At 71.8% G+C, this 19,902-nt stretch carries 17 protein-coding genes; 16 read left to right on the forward strand and 1 reads right to left on the reverse strand.

What is annotated here, in order from left to right; genetic code table 11:
* Positions 1-11: 11 nt before the first annotated feature.
* From J2S63_RS14000 to J2S63_RS14020, 5 genes are all read left to right on the forward strand, one after another.
* Positions 12-341, forward strand: coding sequence for a DMT family transporter (locus J2S63_RS14000; protein WP_310303374.1), 330 nt, complete (start codon positions 12-14; stop codon positions 339-341).
* Positions 342-483: 142 nt separating this feature from the next.
* Positions 484-1,149, forward strand: a complete 666-nt coding sequence (locus J2S63_RS14005) for a nitroreductase family protein (RefSeq protein ID WP_310303378.1) — start codon at positions 484-486, stop codon at positions 1,147-1,149.
* A gap of 22 nt (positions 1,150-1,171) precedes the next feature.
* Positions 1,172-1,669 carry a VOC family protein gene (locus J2S63_RS14010; RefSeq protein WP_310303381.1) on the forward strand — a complete coding sequence of 166 codons (498 nt, stop codon included), beginning with the start codon at positions 1,172-1,174 and terminating at the stop codon, positions 1,667-1,669.
* A gap of 172 nt (positions 1,670-1,841) precedes the next feature.
* On the forward strand, positions 1,842-4,934 hold the full coding sequence (locus J2S63_RS14015) for a choice-of-anchor D domain-containing protein (protein ID WP_310303384.1): 3,093 nt from the start codon (positions 1,842-1,844) through the stop codon (positions 4,932-4,934).
* Between the two features lie 23 nt (positions 4,935-4,957).
* Entirely contained in the window at positions 4,958-5,419 is a 462-nt protein-coding gene (locus J2S63_RS14020; RefSeq protein WP_310303387.1) for a hypothetical protein, read from the forward strand.
* A gap of 139 nt (positions 5,420-5,558) precedes the next feature.
* On the opposite strand, the gene lon is transcribed toward J2S63_RS14020, so the two are convergent.
* On the reverse strand, positions 5,559-7,913 hold the full coding sequence (lon, locus tag J2S63_RS14025; protein WP_310303390.1) for an endopeptidase La: 2,355 nt from the start codon (positions 7,911-7,913) through the stop codon (positions 5,559-5,561).
* A 215-nt stretch (positions 7,914-8,128) separates the two neighbouring features.
* Between lon and J2S63_RS14030 the strand changes: the two genes are divergently transcribed.
* The 11 genes from J2S63_RS14030 (at position 8,129) to J2S63_RS14080 (ending at position 19,887) form a co-directional block, all read left to right on the forward strand.
* Positions 8,129-9,742 (forward strand): sugar ABC transporter ATP-binding protein, encoded by a 1,614-nt coding sequence (locus J2S63_RS14030; protein WP_310303392.1) that lies wholly within the window; start codon positions 8,129-8,131, stop codon positions 9,740-9,742.
* The gene (locus tag J2S63_RS14035; RefSeq protein WP_310303396.1) at positions 9,739-10,797 is read left to right on the forward strand and encodes an ABC transporter permease; all 1,059 of its coding nucleotides are present in this window, start codon (positions 9,739-9,741) and stop codon (positions 10,795-10,797) included. Before J2S63_RS14030 ends, J2S63_RS14035 begins: the two co-directional genes overlap by 4 nt.
* 88 nt (positions 10,798-10,885) lie before the next feature.
* Entirely contained in the window at positions 10,886-12,073 is a 1,188-nt protein-coding gene (locus J2S63_RS14040; protein ID WP_310303399.1) for a sugar ABC transporter substrate-binding protein, read from the forward strand.
* 84 nt (positions 12,074-12,157) lie between these two features.
* Positions 12,158-13,402 carry an acyl-CoA dehydrogenase family protein gene (locus J2S63_RS14045; RefSeq protein WP_310303402.1) on the forward strand — a complete coding sequence of 415 codons (1,245 nt, stop codon included), beginning with the start codon at positions 12,158-12,160 and terminating at the stop codon, positions 13,400-13,402.
* The gene (locus tag J2S63_RS14050; protein ID WP_310303405.1) at positions 13,399-14,166 is read left to right on the forward strand and encodes an SDR family NAD(P)-dependent oxidoreductase; all 768 of its coding nucleotides are present in this window, start codon (positions 13,399-13,401) and stop codon (positions 14,164-14,166) included. Before J2S63_RS14045 ends, J2S63_RS14050 begins: the two co-directional genes overlap by 4 nt.
* Before the next feature lie 80 nt (positions 14,167-14,246).
* On the forward strand, positions 14,247-15,539 hold the full coding sequence (locus J2S63_RS14055) for a CaiB/BaiF CoA transferase family protein (protein WP_310303407.1): 1,293 nt from the start codon (positions 14,247-14,249) through the stop codon (positions 15,537-15,539).
* Positions 15,539-16,735, forward strand: a complete 1,197-nt coding sequence (locus J2S63_RS14060; protein ID WP_310303410.1) for a CaiB/BaiF CoA transferase family protein — start codon at positions 15,539-15,541, stop codon at positions 16,733-16,735. Before J2S63_RS14055 ends, J2S63_RS14060 begins: the two co-directional genes overlap by 1 nt.
* Positions 16,732-17,913 (forward strand): thiolase C-terminal domain-containing protein, encoded by a 1,182-nt coding sequence (locus J2S63_RS14065; protein WP_310303413.1) that lies wholly within the window; start codon positions 16,732-16,734, stop codon positions 17,911-17,913. Before J2S63_RS14060 ends, J2S63_RS14065 begins: the two co-directional genes overlap by 4 nt.
* Positions 17,910-18,329, forward strand: coding sequence for a Zn-ribbon domain-containing OB-fold protein (locus J2S63_RS14070; protein ID WP_310303416.1), 420 nt, complete (start codon positions 17,910-17,912; stop codon positions 18,327-18,329). Before J2S63_RS14065 ends, J2S63_RS14070 begins: the two co-directional genes overlap by 4 nt.
* Positions 18,326-18,742 carry a Zn-ribbon domain-containing OB-fold protein gene (locus J2S63_RS14075; RefSeq protein ID WP_310303418.1) on the forward strand — a complete coding sequence of 139 codons (417 nt, stop codon included), beginning with the start codon at positions 18,326-18,328 and terminating at the stop codon, positions 18,740-18,742. Before J2S63_RS14070 ends, J2S63_RS14075 begins: the two co-directional genes overlap by 4 nt.
* On the forward strand, positions 18,739-19,887 hold the full coding sequence (locus tag J2S63_RS14080; RefSeq protein WP_310303421.1) for a thiolase family protein: 1,149 nt from the start codon (positions 18,739-18,741) through the stop codon (positions 19,885-19,887). The genes J2S63_RS14075 and J2S63_RS14080 overlap by 4 nt, the downstream gene beginning before the upstream one ends.
* The last annotated feature ends 15 nt before the right edge of the window (positions 19,888-19,902 follow it).

Here is a 19,902-nt window from a genome sequence, read left to right on the forward strand (position 1 = left end):
GGAGCCCACGCATGGGCAAGTGGCTGCTCCTGGCCGCCGCGATCGGGAGCGAGGTCGCCGGCACGCTGAGCCTCAAGGCGGCGCTCACCCAGCGCGGCTGGTACGCCGTGGTGGTGGTCGGCTACGTCGCGTCGTTCTTCCTGCTGAACGCCACCTTGGCGCAGGGGATGCCGCTGGCCATCGCCTACGCCATCTGGGCGGGTTTCGGGGTCGCGATCACCGCCGTGCTGTCGTCGGTGCTGTTCGACGAGCGGGTCTCGGCGGTCATGTGGGCCGGGATGGCCCTCATCGTCCTCGGCGTGGTGGTCGTCGAGCTGGGTGCGGGGCACGACCCGACCTGAGGCGGGACGGCTCGTCAGGCCGCCGCCACCGAGCCCTCCGTGGCGGACTGGTGTCGTGTCCTCCCTTGTCGAGCCGACCCTTCGAGTGTTCTCCCGCACCTGCCGAGCGTCAACGCGGGACCGGACCACCTACGCTCGCGACATGGAGCTCTACGACGTGATGCGCACGACCGCCGCGGTCCGCGAGTTCACCGACGACCCGCTGCCCGACGAGGTGCTGCACACGATCCTCGACAACGCGCGGTTCGCGCCGAGCGGGGGCAACCGCCAGGGGGTGCAGGTCGTCGTGGTCCGTGACCCGGAGACCCGCGAGCGGCTGGTCGAGATCACCGGGCCGGGTGCCCGTCGCTACGCCGCCCAGGGCGCGGCGGGGGAGACGCCCTGGAGCGCGGCCGTCCCGAGCAGGGTGAGCGAGGAGGAGGTCGCGCGGACCGACGTGCCGGCCTACGTCACCGAGCCGCTGCGCCGGGCCGCCGTCGTCCTCGTCGTCTGCGTCGACCTGCGCTCGGTCGCCGCGCTGGACAAGGAGCTCGACCGGGTCGGGATCGTCGGCGGCGCCTCGGTCTACCCCCTGGTGTGGAACCTCCTGCTCGCCGCCCGCCACGAGGGGTTCGGCGGCACGATCACGACGATGGCGATCGCCGAGGAGCCCGCGCTCAAGGAGCTGCTGGGCATCCCCGAGCCGTTCGCGGTCGCGGCCGTCGTCCCCCTGGGCAAGCCGGTCAAGCAGCTGACCAGGCTGCGCCGGGTCGAGGTCGAGGACCTCACTCACGTCGAACACTGGGACGGCGAGGGCCTGCGGACCTAGCCTGCGGTGAGGGGTGAGGACCATGAGCCAGAGCGACCTGCCTGCGATCGAGCGTGAGCGCGAGCGCATCCGCGAGACCTACCTGCGACCCGAGGGCGACCGGCCCCCGTCGAGCGCGCGCGGGCTGCACCACGTCGCGGTGGTGGCGCGCGACGTGGAGGAGACCGTGCGCTTCTACCAGGACGTGCTCGAGTTCCCGCTGACCGACATCTTCGAGAACCGCGACTACCCGGGCTCCAACCACTTCTTCTTCGACATCGGGCACGACAACCTGCTGGCGTTCTTCGACTTCCCCGGCCTCGACGTCGGGGAGTACGCCGAGGTGCTCGGCGGCCTGCACCACATCGCGATCTCCGTCGAGCCGGAGCAGTGGACCAGGCTCAAGGGGAGGCTCGAGCAGGCCGGCGTGGAGTACGCCGAGCTGAGCGGCACCTCGATCTACTTCCGTGACCCCAACGGCGCTCGCCTGGAGCTGATCGCCGACCCGCTCGGGGAGATGTACGGCACCAAGGTGCTCTGAGCGGCTTTGGGCCGGAGCGGGACCTGGAGCAGGTGTGTCTAGCCCCTCCGGACCATCTTGCCGGTCGTCCCGCGTCCCTCCCTTGCCGCTCCGGACAACCCAGGAGTAGGGCGGGAGGTGTTCAGCCCACGCGTCGCTCCCACCGGCGCGTGGAGGCGAGAGGGGACCTCCCATGACCATCTCCGTACGCCCGCCCTCAGGACCCCGCCGCCGTGCCGTGCTGGCAGCCGCCGTCACCCTGGCGACGACCGCGGCCCTCGTCGGCATCGCACCAGCCGCCGCCGACGCGTCGTCCGTGGCGACGAGCAGCGCCGCGACCGCGTCGCAGGGCAAGGGGCCGAAGGCGCCGCGCCTGCTCTACACGAAGGGCGCCAAGGGGCAGCGGCACGCCCCGCAGAGCGGGCCGCACTTCGACACCACGACCGACATGACCTACCACAACGGCGTGGTCATGCGGGACGTCACGAACTACCTCATCTTCTGGAACCCGACGACGCAGCCCACGGGCTACTCCGGCGCGATGTTCGACTCGAACTACCGCAGCATCATCGAGCGCTACTTCCACGACATCGGCGGGACGCCGTACTTCGACATCCTCACGCAGTACGGCGACAACAGCGGCCTGCCGGTGCCCAGCACGACGCACTACGGCGGCACGTGGACCGACACCACGACCTTCCCGCACGCCGGCACCAACACCGACCCGCTGGTCGACGGCGACATCCGCGCCTCGATCGACCGCGCCATCGCGGCCAACCCGACGTGGCAGGCGCCGAGCAACTCCACGATGTACTTCGTCTACACCGGCAAGAACGTCATCGAGTGCGACGGCAGCGGCGCGACCCGCAACTGCTTCACGGCCACCGACTACGCCGGGGGCGCCAGCGTCCGGGGCAAGTTCTGCGCCTACCACTGGAGCAACGGCAACAAGATCTACGGCTACATCCCCTACGCCTCGACCGGCAGCTGCTACGGCGACGAGACCACGTGGCCCAACGGCTCGGGCGTCGACATCTCGCTGGACGTGACCTCCCACGAGCAGTTCGAGGCCTACACCGACCCCTTCGGCGACGGGTGGTTCGACGACGTCGACAACGGCGCCGGCGAGAACGGCGACAAGTGCAACTTCAACTACGGCCCCTACGAGGACGACGGCACCAACATCGTCCTCAGCGGCCACGCCTACCAGCTGCAGCGGGAGTGGAGCAACGGCTCGCCCCACGGGTGCGTCAAGCGCTACGGGGCACGGCCCAGCACCTCGATCACCGGTGACCTGAGCTTCGGCCAGGTGCCCCGCGGTTCCTCCGCGACCAAGGAGATCGCGGTGACCAACACCGGACCGGGCGACCTCGACCTCCTCGACGTCAAGCTGGCGTCCGGGTCGAGCAGCGCGTTCTCGCTGACCCCGGCCGCCCCCAACCACGCGACCCTGCACACCGGCGACGCCGCGTTGTACGACGTGAGGTTCTCGCCGCCGGCGAACGCGACCCTGGCCGCGCCGTACACCGCGACGCTCGCGATCGACTCCGACGACACCGTCCCCAACGACACCGGGTCACCGACCAACGCCCAGCTGACGGCCACGACGAACGTGTCGGCCTCGGGCAGCGCCGGGCTCCCGGAGCTGACCGTCACGGGCTCGCTGAACTTCGGGACCGTGCCGCGCGGGACCAGTGCGTCGCGCAACGTCGTCATCCAGAACACCGGGTCCGCGGACCTGCACGTCAGCGGCGTCACGATGAGCGGCGACAGCGCCTACAGCATCAGCCCGGCCGACGCGAGCGGGGCGACCCTGGCGCCGACCGACAGCCTCACGGTCGAGGTGACCTTCGCGCCGCCGAGCAGCGCCACCAGCCCGGGGCCCCGCACCGGGACGCTGTCGATCACGACCGACGCCCCCTCGGGTGGCTCCGCGACCGTCCCGGCGACGGGCACGGTGGGCATCCCCAAGGTCGCCCTCTCGCCGGCGTCGCTCGGCTTCGGGGTCGTCTGCCCCGGCGCGACGTCGGACCGCCAGCTGACGGTCACCAACACCGGGACCGCGCCGCTGACGATCTCCTCGATCACCATCGATGGCGGGAGCACGCCGGGACTCTCGGTCGTCGCGCCGCCGGGGCTGCCCCAGACGCTGCCCGTCGGAGCTCACCTGGAGTTCACGGTGCGGTTCCAGCCGAGCGGCCCGACGGGCGGACCGGTCACGGGCACCGTGGTGGTCACGACCGACGACCCGGACAACCCGCAGGTGTCCGTGCCGATCACCGGTGAGGTCGGCCAGCCGGCGCTCACGCTGAGCACGACCGCGCTGGACTTCGGTGGGGTGGCCACGGACAACCGGACCAGCCCCAGCACGAGGACCAGGTCCCTGACGCTGTCCAACACGGGCAGCTGCGGGATGACCGTCTCCGCGCTGACCGTGGCGGGTGCCGCCGGCACCGACTACACCGTGGTCGGCGGGCCGAGCCTGCCGCTGACGCTGGCGGCCGGGAGCTCGGTGACGATCGACGTCCGGTTCAACCCGACCGCAGCGGGGCCGCGCAACGGCACCCTCACGGTGGCGTCGAGCGACCCGGCGACCCCCTCGGTCGTGGTCGCCCTCACCGGCACCGGTCTGGTGCCCGCGATCCTGACCTCACCGGCGTCGCTGACCTTCGGGCCGACGGTGATCCAGAGCCAGGCCCCGGGCTACCCGGGGGTGACGCAGACCGACACGGTCACCAACACCGGGCAGTCGGAGCTGATCGTCGACGCCCTGGGCACGACGGGCGCGCCGTTCGGCGCACCAGGTCCGGCGAGCCCGCCGTCGAGGTTCGCGACGAGCGACCACTTCGGTGAGCCGGTGACGTTCGCCCCGACCACCACCGGCAAGTTCGTGGGCTCGTTGGCGGTCGCGGACAACGACCCCGAGGGAGGCGCGAGTGCCACGGTGCCGCTGTGCGGCGAGGGAGTTCGCCGGGGCATCCGGGTCCTGGCGGTCAACGCCGCCGGCACGCCGTTCGCGACGATCAAGGCGCTCAAGCTGCAGTCCAAGGGCACGGCGCAGAACGTCAACGTCAACCTCAGCAACCTGGCGCTGACCGGCGTGACGTCGTCGTGCGTCGCCGGGCAGCAGCGGCACTACGAGAACCAGGCCCTGCCGGCGACGGACACCCTCAACCAGCGGGCGTCGTACTACACGCTCTCGGTCACCGCGGGTGGGAAGTCGACGACGATCACCTTCACCCTCGGGGTCAGCGAGTTCAAGACCCTCACGGTGACGATCAAGTAGGGACGTGCAGGACGGGGCCGGACGTGCGCGTCAGGCTGCTCGCGGGGGCGGCGCTCTCCGCCCTCGCAGCCCTGGCCGCGTGCGGGTCGGACGCGTCCCGGCCGGTGGCGACGCCGACCGGGGCGACCGGGGCGACGGGGTCCTCGGTCTCCGCGACCACGCACGTGGTGCGACTGTCGGAGGCGACGGCCGGGCGCACCGTCCGGGTGCGGCGCGGCGACCGGGTCACGCTCACGCTGCACAACACCTACTGGCGCATCGCCCCGGCCGCGGACGGCGCGCTCGAGCAGGTCGAGCAGCAGGTGGACCGTCCCGCCCCGCCGGGCACCTGTCGACCGGGGGTGGGGTGCGGCACGGTGCGCACCCGCTACGTCGCGGTGTCCCCGGGCGCCGTGCGGCTCACGGCGTCGCGGACCTCGTGCGGGGAGGCGATGGCCTGCCCGCCCGGTCAGGGCCGCTACGCCGTGACGGTGGAGGTCGGCTGAGGCTCCCGTGGCGCTGTGCGACCGTCAGCGGCGGGACGGGTCGCAGCCGAACCCTCCACGCAGCACGCCGACTGCGACGTCACCGGCACCGGAGCACCAACCCTCGCGCCTGCACGACCGTGACGCGCCCTGCAGCCGGTCAGGCGGCCGTGACGACGCCTCCGCCGGAGGCCGCCGGCTCCAGGGCCGTCGCGAGGATCTCGCGCACGTCGCCGACGAGGTGCACGGTCAGCGCCTCGAGCACCTCCGCCGGGACGTCGTCCAGGTCGGGCCCGTTGCGTGCCGGCAGGAACACCTCGGTCAGTCCCGCCCGCTGGGCGGCCAGGAGCTTCTGCTTCACCCCGCCGATCGGCAGCACCCGGCCGGTCAGCGAGACCTCGCCGGTCATGCCGACCTCGCCCCGGACGGTCCGCCCGGTGGCGAGCGAGACCAGCGCGGTGGTCATCGTGACGCCGGCCGACGGCCCGTCCTTGGGGACCGCGCCCGCGGGCACGTGCAGGTGGATCGGGCCGGACAGGCGTGCGAGCGCGTCCGCGTCGAGACCGAGCTCTCCCGCGTGCGAGCGGACGTAGGTGAGCGCGATGTGCGCGGACTCCTTCATCACGTCGCCGAGCTGACCGGTGAGGTCGAGCCGAGGTGAGTCGCCGGGCTGCGCCGAGGCCTCGATCCAGAGCACGTCGCCGCCCAGGCCCGTCACCGCGAGCCCCGTCGCGACGCCGGGCACCGACGTGCGCTCGTGCGCCTCGGGGGTGAACCGCGCGCGACCGACCAGGGCCTGGAGCGCCGGCCGGTCAACGACCACGGGGGTCTCGGCCCCGGAGGCCAGACGCGTGGCCACCTTGCGGAACGCCTTGGCGACGAGCCGCTCCAGCTGGCGCACCCCGGCCTCGCGGGTGTGGTTCGCGGCCAGCTCGCGGAGGGCCTCGTCGGTGATCGTCACCTCGTCCTCGCCGAGGGCCGCGCGCTCCCGCTGGCGCGGCACGAGGAAGTCGCGGGCGATCGCGACCTTGTCCTCCTCGGTGTAGCCGTCGATGCCCACCAGCTCCATGCGGTCGAGCAGGGCCGGCGGGATCGTCTCCAGCACGTTGGCGGTGGCGATGAAGAGCACGTCGCTCAGGTCGAGGTCGAGCTCGAGGTAGTGGTCGCGGAACGTGTGGTTCTGCGCGGGGTCGAGCACCTCGAGCAGCGCCGCCGCCGGGTCGCCGCGGTAGTCCGAGCCGACCTTGTCGACCTCGTCGAGCAGCACGACCGGGTTCATCGAGCCGGCCTCCTTGATCGCGCGGACGACGCGACCGGGCAGCGCGCCGACGTACGTCCGCCGGTGGCCGCGGATCTCGGCCTCGTCGCGCACGCCGCCGAGCGCGACACGGACGAACGTGCGTCCGAGTGAGCGGGCGACGGACTCGCCGAGCGAGGTCTTGCCGACGCCGGGCGGGCCCGCGAGCAGGACCACCGCGCCGGACCCGCGTCCGCCGACGACCTCGAGGCCGCGCTCGCCGCGCCGGGCACGCACGGCCAGGTGCTCGATGATGCGGTCCTTGACGTCGTCGAGCCCGTAGTGGTCGGCGTCGAGGACCGCACGGGCGCTCGCGATGTCGGTCGTGTCGACGGTGCGGACGTGCCAGGGCAGGTCGAGGACGGTGTCCAGCCAGGTGCGGATGTAGGACGACTCCGGGCTCTGGTCGCTGGCGCGCTCGAGCCGGTCGACCTCGCGCAGCAGCGCGGTGCGCACGTCGTCCGGCACGTCGGCGGTCTCGACCCGGGTGCGGTAGTCGTCGGTCCCGTCGGGCTCGCCCTCGCCGAGCTCCTTGCGGATCGCAGCGAGCTGCTGGCGCAGCAGGAACTCGCGCTGGCCCTTCTCGACGCTGTCGCGCACGTCCTCGCTGATCTTCTCGTTGACCTCCAGCTCGGCGAGGTAGGTCTGGGTCCAGTCGACCAGCAGCTCCAGACGCCGTTGCACAGAAGGCGTCTCGAGCAGCTCGCGCTTGCGGTCCACCGAGAGGTACGGCGCGTAGCCGGCCGTGTCGGCGATCACCGACGGGTCGGTCAGGGCGACCACCTGGTCGACGATCTGCCACGCCTCGCGCTTCTGCAGCACGGCGACGACGAGCTTCTTGTAGTCGGCGGCCAGCTCGTGGGCCCGCTCGGTCAGGTCCTCGTCGTCGACCGGTGTCGCCTCGACCCACAGCGCGGCGCCGGGGCCGGTGACGCCCGACCCGATGCGGGCGCGGCCGGCGGCACGCAGCACCGCGGCGGGGGAGCCACCTCGGAACCGGCCGACCTTCTCGACCGTGACCACGACGCCGTACGACGCGTAGCGGTCCTCGAGCCGGGGCGCGACGAGCAGCCGGTCGCCGCCCTCGTCGCCGGCGGCGCGCGCCGCGTCGATCGCGGCCTGCGCGGCCTCGTCGAGCTCGATGGGGACGACCATGCCGGGCAGCAGCACGCCGTCGGAGAGGAAGAGCACCGGGAGGCGCTGGGAGGTCTGGGTCATGCCTTCACCTCGTTCTGATGAGTTGAAGGCTCAACCACGTCGGACCCCCGAGGTGTTCCGGCGTTCGCCGAGGGCGAAACCGGGCGCCTCCCGCCGGGCGTGCTCCTCGACTGTTCTGGATTTATTGCTCAGTAGGTATTGCCATATTCCTCCGGAGGAAATACTTTTCTCGTGACGGGCACCACAGCCCGGCCCCGAGCAGTGAGGGAGGGACCTTGAGCGAGACGACGACCGTCGACCGGCCCATCGAGCAGATGCCGCTGGTGCGCATCGAGAACCTGTCCAAGACCTTCCCCGGCCAGCGAGCGCTGGACCAGGTCGACCTGGACATCCGGGTCGGCGAGGTGCACGCGCTCCTCGGCCAGAACGGCTCGGGCAAGTCGACCCTGATCAAGGTCCTCACCGGTTTCCACGCCCCCGACGACGGCGTCCGGGTCAGCGTCGACGGGGCCGAGGGCGCCTTCACCCGCACCGGACCCTCGCCGCTCGACGGCGAGGTGCTCAACGTCCGCGCCGTGCACCAGCACCTCGGCCTGGTGCCGCAGCTCAGCGTCGTCGACAACGTCGCGCTGTGCACCGGCTACCTCCGCGCGCCCGGCGGCCGCATCGACTGGGCCGCGCAGGCGAGCCTCACCCGCGAGCTGCTCGCAAGGGTCGGCCTGGAAGGCCTCGACATCCACGCGGGCGTCGACGTGATCTCCCCGCTCGAGCGCACCCAGGTCGCCATCGCACGGGCCCTGCACGGCTGGAGCGAGGGCGCCCACGGGCTGCTCATCCTCGACGAGCCGACCGCCGCGCTGCCGGCCGAGCAGGCCGAGGACCTCTTCACCCTCGTCCGCCGGCTCCGCGACACCGGGGTGGCCATCGTCTACGTCTCCCACCGGCTCGACGACCTGGTCTCCATCGCCGACCACGTGACCGTCCTGCGCGACGGCCGCTCGGTCGCCACCACCTCGATGGAGGGGCTGACCCACGACGACCTGGTCGGGCTCATGCTCGGCAAGGAGGCGGCGGCCAAGGCCCACGCCGTCGTGCGCTCGCACGCCGTCGAGGACGGGCGTCCCCCGGCCGTCGTCGACGGCAAGCACGGCCGCACCCTGCGCGTGTCGGGCCTCGTCGGCGCGGAGCTGCGGGGCCTCGACTTCACCGTCGCTCCCGGCGAGGTGGTCGGCGTGACCGGCATCGTCGGCGCCGGGCAGGACGAGCTGCCCTACCTGCTGGTCGGCGCCCGCAAGGCCGCGGCCGGCACCGTCGAGATCGACGGGACGACGTACGACGTGACGCGGCTCGACCCGCGCCGCTGCGCCGGTCTCGGTGTGGCCCTGGTGCCGGCCGACCGGGCCAACGAGGCCGTCCTGCCGCAGACCGACATCACCGACAACATCACGCTCCCTCGCCTCCGGCTGTTCTCCAAGGGGGGCTGGCTGCGCCGCTCCTCCGAGCGTGCGGAGGCGGTGCGCTGGATCGAGCGGCTGTTCATCCAGCCGCAGGACCCGGGCAAGCTCGTCACCGAGCTCAGCGGCGGCAACGCTCAGAAGGTCGTGCTGGCCCGGTGGCTCGGGGTGGCCCGCAACGCGCTGCTGCTCGCCGAGCCCACGGCCGGGGTCGACATCGGCGCCAAGAGCCTGATCTACAGCCATCTCCGGGCCGCGGCCGCGGAGGGACTGCCCATCGTCGTGTGCTCCACCGACGCCATGGACCTCGAGCAGCTCTGCACCCGGGTCCTCGTGCTCTCGGACGGTCGGCTCAAGGCCGAGCTCACCGGGGCCGACATCAACGAAGACACCATCAACCACGCTGTTCTGTCCGCGACGGAGGCATCCGCATGACCACCCTGACCATCGACCGCAGGGCCGAGTGGAAGCGTCGTCTGAGCTTCTCGAACCTCAGCGTCGTCTACATCCTCGTGGCGCTGGTGGTCTTCTTCGGAGTCTGGAAGACCGACCTCTTCCTCACCTACGACACCTTCAGCGGGATGCTCAACCAGAACGCCATCCAGGCGCTGATGGCCCTCTCGCTCATCATGGCGCTGTCCAGCGGGGTCTTCGACCTCTCGATCGGCTACGTCATGAGCCTGACCTCGATGCTCACCGCCTACCTGGTCAGCCCGCAGTACGGCAACCTCCTCCCGAGCTCGGCGATCGCGATCGCGCTCGCGGTGGCGCTCCTGGCCGGCGTGGTCAACGCGATCGTCGTGGTGATCTTCAAGATCGACTCGTTCATCGGCACCCTCGCGACCGGCTCGATCTTCTACTCCGCGGCGGTCTACGTCACCGACAACGTGCCGATCTCGGTGGGCACCTCGACGATCCGCAGCCTCGGCAGCTGGAACGTCGCGAGCCTGGGTGCCCCGGTCTTCGTGGTGGCCGTGGTGATGGTCGTGCTGTGGTATCTCATGGGCCACACGCCCACCGGCCGCGCCGTCTACGCCACCGGGCTGGGCCCGGAGGCCGCCCGTCTGGCCGGCATCCGCACCAAGCGCATCCAGTTCACCTCGCTGCTGGTCTCGGCCCTCGTCGCCGGGGTCGCCGGGGTCCTGGCGACGGCGAAGTTCAGCCAGGGCTCGGCGGGCGTCGGCGCGCCGTACCTCATCCAGGCGTTCGCCGCGGTCTTCCTCGGCGCCACGCTGTTCCGCGGCAGCCTCTTCAACGCCGTCGGCACCGTCATCGCGGTCATCATGCTCGGCACGATCACGGTCGGCCTGGCACTGGCCGGCGTGGTCCAGCAGTGGGTGCCCTACGCCTTCCAGGGCCTCATCCTCATCTCCGCCCTCGGCCTCGGCGGACTGCGCCGCCGGCCCAAGGCGCCGACCGCCGCGGAGGTGGAGCCCGCTCCGTCCGCGGAGGTGCCCGCCCAGCCCGACGGCGTGCCCACGCACGTCTGACCCAGCCCGACACCGCACGTCCCCCGATCGCCCAGAGCCTCTGTGCGACACCTGTTCCGCGCACGGCGGAGCTCACCAAGGAGAGAACATGAAGATGTCCACCAGGTCCGGCGGTCTCGCCGCGGCCCTCGCCGGCTTCGCGCTCGTGCTGAGCGCCTGCTCGGCCCAGGCGCCCGCCGACTCGAAGGGCAGCGGCGACTCGTCGTCCACGTCGTCCTCCGGCGGCGACGCGCTGCCCAACACCACGGGACAGAAGACCCTGGACGCGATCGAGGCCAACACCGGCGTCGACGGGGCCAAGAAGCTGCTGGCGATGTGGACCGCGACCCCCACCACGATCGGCATCACCGAGCCGGTCAAGGGCAAGATCCCGAGCGGCAAGAAGATCGCCTTCATGAACTGCGGCGTCGAGGTCTGCATCGCCCTCGGCAAGGCCGTCAAGGAGGCCGCCACGGTGCTCGGCTGGACCGTCGAGGACGTCAACGTGGGCGCGAGCCCCGACGAGATCAGCGGCGCCTGGAACCGCGTCGCCGCCGGCGACTACGACGGCGTGATCGCCTCGGGACTGCCGAGCGTGCTGTTCGCCGACGCGGTCGACAAGCTGAAGAAGAAGGGCGTGCCGATCGCCGAGTGCTGCGTGGCCGACGACAACCCCGGCATCACCGCCATCGTGGGCGACTCCACGGTCCCGCCGACCGGCAAGCAGTACGCCGCCTGGGTCGCCGCCGACTCCGACGGCAAAGCCAACACCCTGTGGGTCGGCTCCGCGGACTTCCCGATCATCGCGACGCTGAAGTCCAACTTCGACGAGGGCATGAAGAGCTGGTGCCCCGACTGCAAGGTCGCCGACATCGACATCCCGGCCGCCGAGATCGGGACCACGATGCCGACCAAGATCGCCGCCTACGTCCGCTCGCACCCCGACGTGAACTACATCGCCCTGGGCTACGACGGCTTCGCCACCGGCCTGCCGCAGGCGCTCCAGGACGCCGGCGTGGCCGACAAGGTGAAGTTCATCGGTGACGACGCGCTGCCCATGAACAAGCAGATGGTGATGGACGGCCAGCAGGGCGCGAGCATCGCGTTCCCGATCTACGAGGAGATGTACGCCGCGGTCGACGCCCTCGCCCGGACCTTCGTCGGCGAGTCGGTGGAGCCCTCCCTGTCGATGATGCCCCTGCAGATCTACACCAAGGACAACATCAACGACCCGTCGAAGTTCGAGCCGCTGGTGCCCGACTACAAGGAGCAGTTCATGAAGCTGTGGGGCAAGTGAGCCCTCACCGCTCGAGCTGACCCGAACCCGGGTCCGGCCGGCCGTCTGCACGCCGGCCGGACCCGCCACCACCGAAGGGGAACCATGTCGCGTCCCGAGGTCGACACCGACGTCGACGAGTTCCGAGCCCGGAGTCGAGCCTGGCTCGAGTCCACCGGGCTCGACCGCAGGGATGGGCGCTGCGACGGGCGGCACGACGTGGTCTCCGTGTTCCACGACCTCCCGCACGACGAGGAGCTCGCCCTGCTGGAGCGGCTCTGCGCCTGGCAGCGCACCAAGCACGACGCGGGGTTCGCCGCGATCACCTGGCCGGCGCCGTACGGTCCCGGGCTCTCCCCGGCGCACGAGGAGGCCTTCGTCTCCGAGGAGCTGGCCTGGGCGACCCCCGGGGCGCACGAGCTGCTCACGGTGACGCTCAACCTGGTCGCGCCCACGCTGCGCGAGCTCGCCTCGCACGACCTGTGCGCGGAGCTGGTCGGCCCGTTCCTGCGCGGGGACCAGCTGGCCTGCCAGCTCTTCTCCGAGCCGGGCGCGGGCTCCGACCTGGCCAATGTTTCGACCCGTGCGGTGCGCGACGGAGACGACTGGATCGTCACCGGGCAGAAGGTGTGGTCCTCGGGCGCGCAGTTCGCCGGGTGGGGCGAGCTGATCGCACGCACGGACCCGGCGGCCCCCAAGCACAGCGGGCTGACGGCCTTCATGGTCCCGCTCGACAGCCCGGGTATCGACGTCCGGCCCCTGCGCCAGATGAGCGGGGGCCAGAGCTTCAACGAGGTCTTCCTCGACTCGGTGCGCATCCCGGACCGCTATCGCATCGGCGAGGTGGGACAGGGCTGGAAGGTCGCGCTCACCACGCTCGGGTTCGAGCGCGGTGACAGCGCCAACCAGGCCCTGGTCGGCGGCGACTGGCGGCGGGCGTTCGCGGTCGCGCAGCGCACCGGCGCCGACCGGGACCCCCTCGTGCGGCAGCTCATGGCCGAGACGTACGTCGCGTGGCGGCTGGGCGCCGTCGCCTCGGCCCGCGACGAGAAGGACGAGGCCGAGGGACGCGCGTCCGGCGCGATCGGCTCCGTGCGCAAGCTGCAGTGGCTGCACCGGATGCAGAGCGTGTCCGACCTGACCCGCGAGGCGCTCGGTGCCGACCTCGCCGTCGACTCCGGGGCGCCCGACGCCTTCGAGTGGACCCAGCAGCTGCTGGGCGTGCCGGGCTACCGCATCGCCGGGGGCTCGGACCAGATCCAGAAGAACATCATCGGGGAGCGCCTCCTCGGCCTCCCCGCCGAACCCCGGACAGACCGGGACAAGCCGTGGCGGGAGACCCGACGATGAGTGCTCATGCAGGTGTGCTGGACGGCAAGGTGGCGCTGGTCACCGGAGGCAGCCGCGGGCTCGGACGCGAGATGGTGCTGGCCTTCGCCGACGCCGGCGCCGACGTCGTGATCGCCAGCCGCAAGGTCGAGAGCTGCGAGGCCCTGGCCGAGGAGGTCTCGGAGCGGACCGGGCGCAAGGCGCTTGCCGTCGGCGCGCATGTCGGCGACTGGTCCTCCATCGAGCACCTCGTCGACCGGGCCTACGAGGTCTTCGGCCGCGTCGACGTGCTGGTCAACAACGCCGGCATCGCGCCGACGTACCCCAGCCTGCTCGAGGTGGGGGAGGACCTGTGGGACAAGACCTTCGCGGTCAACGTCAGGGGGCCGTTCCGCCTCGTCGCCCTCGTCGGTCCGCGCATGCGCGAGACCGGTGGTGGGTCGATCATCAACGTCAGCAGCATCGCCTCGGTGCGCCCCGTGCCGGAGTTCCTGCCGTACGCCGCGTCCAAGGCCGCGCTCAACACGCTCACCCAGGGCTTCGCCTCGGCGTACGGCCCGACGGTGCGGGTGAACTGCCTCATGGCCGGACCGTTCCTCACCGACATCAGCTCGGCCTGGGACATGGAGGCCTTCGAGCGCGACGCCCAGCACATCCCGCTCCGGCGTGCGGGGAGGCCGGAGGAGGTCGTGGGAACGGCGCTCTACCTGGCCTCGGACGCCTCGAGCTACACCACGGGCGTCGTCCTGCCCGTCGACGGCGGACGGTCAGCCTCTGCCTGGTGATAAAAGATCATGATAAATACTTGATCTAATTCATACCGAGGAATAGAGTTCGGATGACACGGACCACCGAAGGAGACGCGATGGAACAGCAGCTGGACCCCCGCTCGCCGGCACGCCGGAGCGGCCTGCTGTCCGGGATCCGCGTCGCCGACTTCTGCTGGATGGGCGTCGGCTCCGTGGCCACCCGCATGCTGGCCGACTTCGGTGCCGAGGTGATCAAGATCGAGGACCGCACGCGGCTCGACATGCCGCGCCGGCTGCCGATCTACAAGGGCGACCTGCGGTCCTACGGCGAGGAGGACCCGAACCCGGACCCGAACAAGGGCGGCCTGTTCAACAACTACTGCCGCAACAAGCTCGGCGTCACGATCAACATGCGCACCCCCGAGGGCAAGGAGCTGTGCGAGCGGCTCATCGCCAGCAGCTCGGTGGTCACCGAGAACTTCGCCCCCGGCGTGATGGAGCGCTGGGGCCTGACCTACGACACGGTCAAGGAGATCCGGCCGGACGTGATCATGGCCCGGATGAGCGGCTACGGCCACGACGGCCCGCACAGCGGCCACAAGTCCTACGGCCCGGTGATCCAGGCGGTCTGCGGCCTGTCGTTCAACAGCGGCCTCGCCGGCCGCGAGCCCTCCGGCTGGGGCCTGTCCTACATGGACAACCAGGCGGCGTACTACAACTCCGCGGCCCTGCTGCTCGCGATCTACCACCGGATGCTCACCGGCGAGGGCGGCGAGATCGACGTCTCCGCGGTCGAGGTCGGGATCAACCTGCTCGGTCCCGACCTGCTCGACACCCTGGTCAACCAGCGGCCCAGCCGCCGGGCCGACTTCCCGCGCGGCAACCGCCTCGAGTTCGAGGGCGCCGCCCCGCACGGGGTCTACCCCGCCTCGGGTGCCGACGAGTGGGTTGCGGTCGCCGTCTTCGACGACCGTGCCTGGGAGTCCCTGGTCGAGGTGCTCGGCAGCCCCGACTGGGCGACCGATCCGAACCTCGCCACCGTGGCGGGCCGCGTCGCCCGGCAGGACGACCTCGACGCCCACCTGTCGCAGTGGACCAAGAATTTCGACAAGCACGACCTCATGCACCGGCTCCAGGCTGCGGGGGTCCCCGCCGGCGCCGTCCAGAACTCCCGCGACCTCGCCGAGGTCGACGCCCAGATCGCCCACCGCGGCACCTTCTTCGAGCTCGACCACCCCGTCATCGGGCCCGCGCTCTTCGAGGGCAATCCGATGAGCTTCTCCCGCACCGAGCAGCACAACTGGCGCTCCGCGCCGCTGCTGGGCGAGGACAACGACTACGTCTTCGGCGAGCTGCTCGGTCTCTCGGCCGACGAGCGCGCCGACCTCACCGACCGAGGAGCGATCTGATGTCCGCCGCGCGTGCCCTCGCGGGCTCCCTGCCCTTCGCCGGCCTGCGGGTCGTCGAGCTCTGCGACACCCCGGCGGGGGAGCAGCTGGGCAAGCTGGTCGCCGACCTCGGTGGCGAGGTGGTCAAGGTCGAGCCGCCGGGCGGCGTCGCCAGCCGCCGGCACGGTCCGTTCCGCACCGGACCGGATGGCGTCCCCACCGAGGAGAGCCTCGCCTTCGTCGCCTACAACTCGAGCAAGCGCAGCGTCGTGCTCGACGACGGCGAGGCGGGCCGTGCCCTGCGCGACCGGCTGGTCGCCGGCGCCGACGTCCTGCTCACCACGGGCTCGCCGCGCGAGCTGGCCGCCGCGGGGCTCGACCTCGACGCGCTGGTCGAGCAGCACGAGCGCCTCGTCGTCGTCTCCACCTCGCCGTTCGGGCTCACCGGTCCCTGGAAGGACTACCTCACCAGCGACCTCGTCGGTCTGGCCGCAGGAGGCCCGCTCGCCTCCTGCGGCTACGACGACCACAGCATCCCGCCGATCCTGCCCGGGGGCGGGCAGGCCTTCCAGACGGCGGCCAGCTTCGGCTACTGCGGCCTGCTCCTGGCCCTCATCGAGCGCGAGCAGTCCGGCCGCGGCCAGCTCGTGGACGTGTCGATGCACGAGGCCAACGCCGTCAGCGGTGAGCTCGCCAACCCCTACTGGTTCTATCCCAAGGCGATCGTGCAGCGGCAGACCTGCCGGCACGCCCAACCGGTGCCGACCCAGCCCGCGCTCTTCCAGTGCGCAGACGACGTGTGGGTCTACTTCGCGCTGATCCTGGCCGAGCAGCGGTCGTGGAAGGCGCTCGTCGCGTGGATGGACGAGGTCGGCCTCGCCGACGACCTGGGCGACCCGGCGTACGACGACCTGGCCCATCGCCAGGCGAACTTCCCGCACGTGCAGGAGATGCTCGACGTGTTCTTCATGCTCCAGACGTCCGAGGACGCCTACAGCGAGGGGCAGCGGCGCGGTCTGCCGATCGGCCCGCTGCGGGCCTTCGAGGACCTGCCGCACGACGAGCACCTGGTCGCACGGAGCTTCTTCGTCGACGTCGCGGACGACGACGGCACGGTCACGACGCTGCCCGGGCTGCCCTACCGCTTCAGCGCCTTCGCCGCGGAGCCCGGGCCTGCCCCGCGCCTGGGTGCCGACCAGGGCCTGGTGACGGCATGACGTGGCGGCCCGGCTCCTGTGCCGTCGTCGGCATCGGCGCCACCGACTTCTCCAAGGACAGCGGGCGCTCGCCGCTCACCCTCGCCGCGCAGGCGGCGCACGCCGCGCTCGCCGACGCGGGGCTGACCGCGGCCGACGTCGACGGCATCGTCCGCTGCGACATGGACACGATCTACCCCGCTGCCCTGGCCGAGGCACTCGGCGTGCCGGACCTGGGCTACTGGGGTGACGCCGGGCCCGGCGGCTCGGGCCCCGCTGCCATGGTCGGGCAGGCGGTCGCCGCGATCGAGGCCGGCCTGGCCACGACCGTCGTGGTCTTCCGCGCCCTCAACGGCCGCAGCGGCCTGCGCTACGGCAAGGGCGCCGCGACCGACGTGCGCGCCGGCGGCGAGGCGTCCTACGAGGACCTCTACCTGCCCTACGGCATGCAGACCGCCGGACAGTTCTTCGCCCTGCTGGCGCAGGACCACATGAACCGCTACGGCAAGACCCAGGAGGGTCTCGCCGAGATCGCGCTGGCCTGCCGCGAGCACGCCAACGCCAACCCGGCCGCACAGTTCCACGACCGCACGATGACCGAGGAGTCCTACTACGCCTCCCGCATGCTGTCGACGCCGCTGCGGCTCTTCGACTACTGCCTCGAGAGCGACGGCGCCGCCGCAGTCGTGGTCACCTCGGCGGAGCGGGCCGCGGACCTGCGCCAGAAGCCGGCGTACGTCGCGTCCGTCGCGCAGGCGGCCGGTCCCGAGCCCCAGCCGGGGTTGATGTTCCCGATGCTGACCCGCACCGAGATGCTGACCACCCCCGCGGTGGACTGCGCCCGCCGGCTCTTCGGCCGCGCCGGGCTGACGGCCGCCGACGTGGACGTCGCCCAGATCTACGACTGCTTCACGATCACGGTGCTCCTCCAGCTCGAGGACTACGGCTTCTGCGGCCGCGGGGAGGGTGGGGAGTTCGCGGCCGCAGGACACCTCAGGCTGTCCGGCGACCTGCCGATCAACACCAGCGGCGGCCACATGTCGGAGGCCTACATCCACGGCATGAACCACGTGGTCGAGGGAGTCCGCCAGGTCCGCGGGACCTCGACGGCCCAGGTCCCCGGGGCCCAGGTCTCGCTCGTGACCAGCGCCCCGCCGCCCGGCGCCAGCGCCCTGCTGCTCACCGCGGAGGCGTCATGACCGAGCGTGTCCTGCCCGTCCTCGACGACCCGGAGACCGCGGGCTTCTGGGCCGCCGCCGCCGAGCACCGCCTCGTGGTCCGCGCGTGCGCGGCCTGCGGCAAGGAGCATCACCTGCCGCGCGCGTTCTGCGCCGACTGCGGCACGGTGAGCGACCACTGGGTCGACGTGCCCCCGCGCGGCCGGCTGGTCTCGTGGACCACGGTGCAGCACCAGGTGCACCCGGGCTACCCGACGCCCTACACCGTGCTGCTGGTCGAGCTCGAGGACCGTCCCGGCATGCGCATGGTCGGGCAGCTGCCCGGTCAGCCGGTCACGCCGCTCACGGCCGGTCAGCCGGTCGAGGCGTGGTTCGAGCACGTCGACGACACCGTGCTGCCGCAGTGGCGACCGACCGAGGGGGAGTGGTCGTCATGAGCGCCACCCGTCTGATCGACCCGACCCTGTTCAGCGAGGACGGCAGCGCGCTGGTCGGCAGCGTCTGCGCGGACTGCGGCACCACCGCCTTCCCCGCCCAGCGCAGCTGCTCGCGCTGCAGCGGTGACGACGTCTCGGAGACGGTGCTGCCCCGCGAGGGCACGCTCTGGGCCTACACCGTCCAGGCCTTCGAGCCCAAGCGGCCGTTCCGCCACGACGGTGAGTTCGCGCCCTTCGGCCTCGCCTACGTCGACCTGGGCCCGGTCCTCGTCGAGTCCCGGCTGACCGTGGCCGACGTCGCGGCGCTCAGCCCCGGGCTGCCGGTCCAGCTGGTCACCGAACCGCTGTTCACCGACGACGACGGCACCGTCGTGCACGGCTTCGCCTTCGCACCGCTGGAGGACGCACGATGAGCGACGACGTGGTGATCATCGGTCTGGGCATGCACCGCTTCGGCCGCACCGACGGGACGAGCGGTCGCCAGATGGGCGTGCACGCGACGCGGGCCGCCCTTGCGGACGCCGGCATCACCTGGCCCGACGTGCAGTTCGCCTTCGGCGGCAGCTATGCCTCCGGCGACGCCGACACCCTGGTCTCCGACCTCGGCCTGACCGGACTGCCGTTCGTCAACGTGCGCAACGGCTGCGGCACCGGCGGCTCCGCCCTGATCAGCGCACGCAACGCGATCGCCTCTGGGGTCCACGACCTCGGCCTCGTCGTCGGGTTCGACAAGCACCCGCGCGGCGCCTTCACCGAGGACCCCGCCAACCTCGGCCTCGGCCGGTGGTACGGCGAGAGCGGCCTCATGGTGACCACGCAGTTCTTCGCGATGAAGATCCAGCGCTACATGGCCGAGCACGGCATCACCGACCGCACGCTGGCGAAGGTGGCGGCCAAGGCGTTCCGCAACGCGGAGCACAACGAGCACGCCTGGCGCCGGACCCCGATGACCGAGGAGCAGATCCTCGCCGCGCCGATGGTCAACCCGCCGCTGACGCAGTACATGTTCTGCTCGCCCGGCGAGGGCGCGGTGGCGCTGGTCCTGGCCAGTGCCGAGAGGGCGCGCTCGCTCGGCGTCACCGGCGTACGCCTCGACGCGGTGGAGCTGCGCACCCGCCGCTTCGGGTCGTTCGAGGTCTACAGCCCGTGGCTGTCGCCCGAGCGCGCGGACGGACCGACCAGCCAGGCGGCCCGCGCTGCCTTCGAGTCGGCGGGCATCGGGCCCGACGACGTCGACGTCGCGCAGGTCCAGGACACCGAGTCGGGCGCGGAGATCATGCACCTCGCCGAGACCGGGCTGTGCAAGGACGGCGAGCAGGAGCGGCTCTACGCCACCGGCGCGCTCGAGATCGGCGGCGTGCTGCCGGTCAACACCGACGGCGGCGTGATCGCCAACGGCGAGCCCATCGGCGCCACCGGTCTGCGTCAGGTCCACGAGGTGGTCCTGCAGCTGCGCGGCGGCGCCGGTGTCCGGCAGGTCCCCGACTCGCCCAAGGTCGGTTTCACCCACGTGTACGGCGCACCGGGCCTGAGTGCCTGCGCCGTGCTGAGCGTCTGAGAGAGAAGAGAGCAC

The organism is Nocardioides marmoribigeumensis (genome assembly GCF_031458325.1).
GTDB lineage: Bacteria > Actinomycetota > Actinomycetes > Propionibacteriales > Nocardioidaceae > Marmoricola_A > Marmoricola_A marmoribigeumensis.

Bases quoted from the DNA above. Each gene is read 5' to 3' on its own strand.
- J2S63_RS14070 (WP_310303416.1), top strand. From the start codon at position 17,910: ATGACCGAGCGTGTCCTGCCCGTCCTCGACGACCCGGAGACCGCGGGC.
- J2S63_RS14045 (WP_310303402.1), top strand. From the start codon at position 12,158: ATGTCGCGTCCCGAGGTCGACACCGACGTCGACGAGTTCCGAGCCCGG.
- J2S63_RS14005 (WP_310303378.1), top strand. From the start codon at position 484: ATGGAGCTCTACGACGTGATGCGCACGACCGCCGCGGTCCGCGAGTTC.
- J2S63_RS14060 (WP_310303410.1), top strand. From the start codon at position 15,539: ATGTCCGCCGCGCGTGCCCTCGCGGGCTCCCTGCCCTTCGCCGGCCTG.
- J2S63_RS14050 (WP_310303405.1), top strand. From the start codon at position 13,399: ATGAGTGCTCATGCAGGTGTGCTGGACGGCAAGGTGGCGCTGGTCACC.
- J2S63_RS14075 (WP_310303418.1), top strand. From the start codon at position 18,326: ATGAGCGCCACCCGTCTGATCGACCCGACCCTGTTCAGCGAGGACGGC.
- lon (WP_310303390.1), bottom strand. From the start codon at position 7,913: ATGACCCAGACCTCCCAGCGCCTCCCGGTGCTCTTCCTCTCCGACGGC.
- J2S63_RS14015 (WP_310303384.1), top strand. From the start codon at position 1,842: ATGACCATCTCCGTACGCCCGCCCTCAGGACCCCGCCGCCGTGCCGTG.
- J2S63_RS14010 (WP_310303381.1), top strand. From the start codon at position 1,172: ATGAGCCAGAGCGACCTGCCTGCGATCGAGCGTGAGCGCGAGCGCATC.
- J2S63_RS14065 (WP_310303413.1), top strand. From the start codon at position 16,732: ATGACGTGGCGGCCCGGCTCCTGTGCCGTCGTCGGCATCGGCGCCACC.
- J2S63_RS14040 (WP_310303399.1), top strand. From the start codon at position 10,886: ATGAAGATGTCCACCAGGTCCGGCGGTCTCGCCGCGGCCCTCGCCGGC.
- J2S63_RS14055 (WP_310303407.1), top strand. From the start codon at position 14,247: ATGGAACAGCAGCTGGACCCCCGCTCGCCGGCACGCCGGAGCGGCCTG.
- J2S63_RS14035 (WP_310303396.1), top strand. From the start codon at position 9,739: ATGACCACCCTGACCATCGACCGCAGGGCCGAGTGGAAGCGTCGTCTG.
- J2S63_RS14000 (WP_310303374.1), top strand. From the start codon at position 12: ATGGGCAAGTGGCTGCTCCTGGCCGCCGCGATCGGGAGCGAGGTCGCC.
- J2S63_RS14080 (WP_310303421.1), top strand. From the start codon at position 18,739: ATGAGCGACGACGTGGTGATCATCGGTCTGGGCATGCACCGCTTCGGC.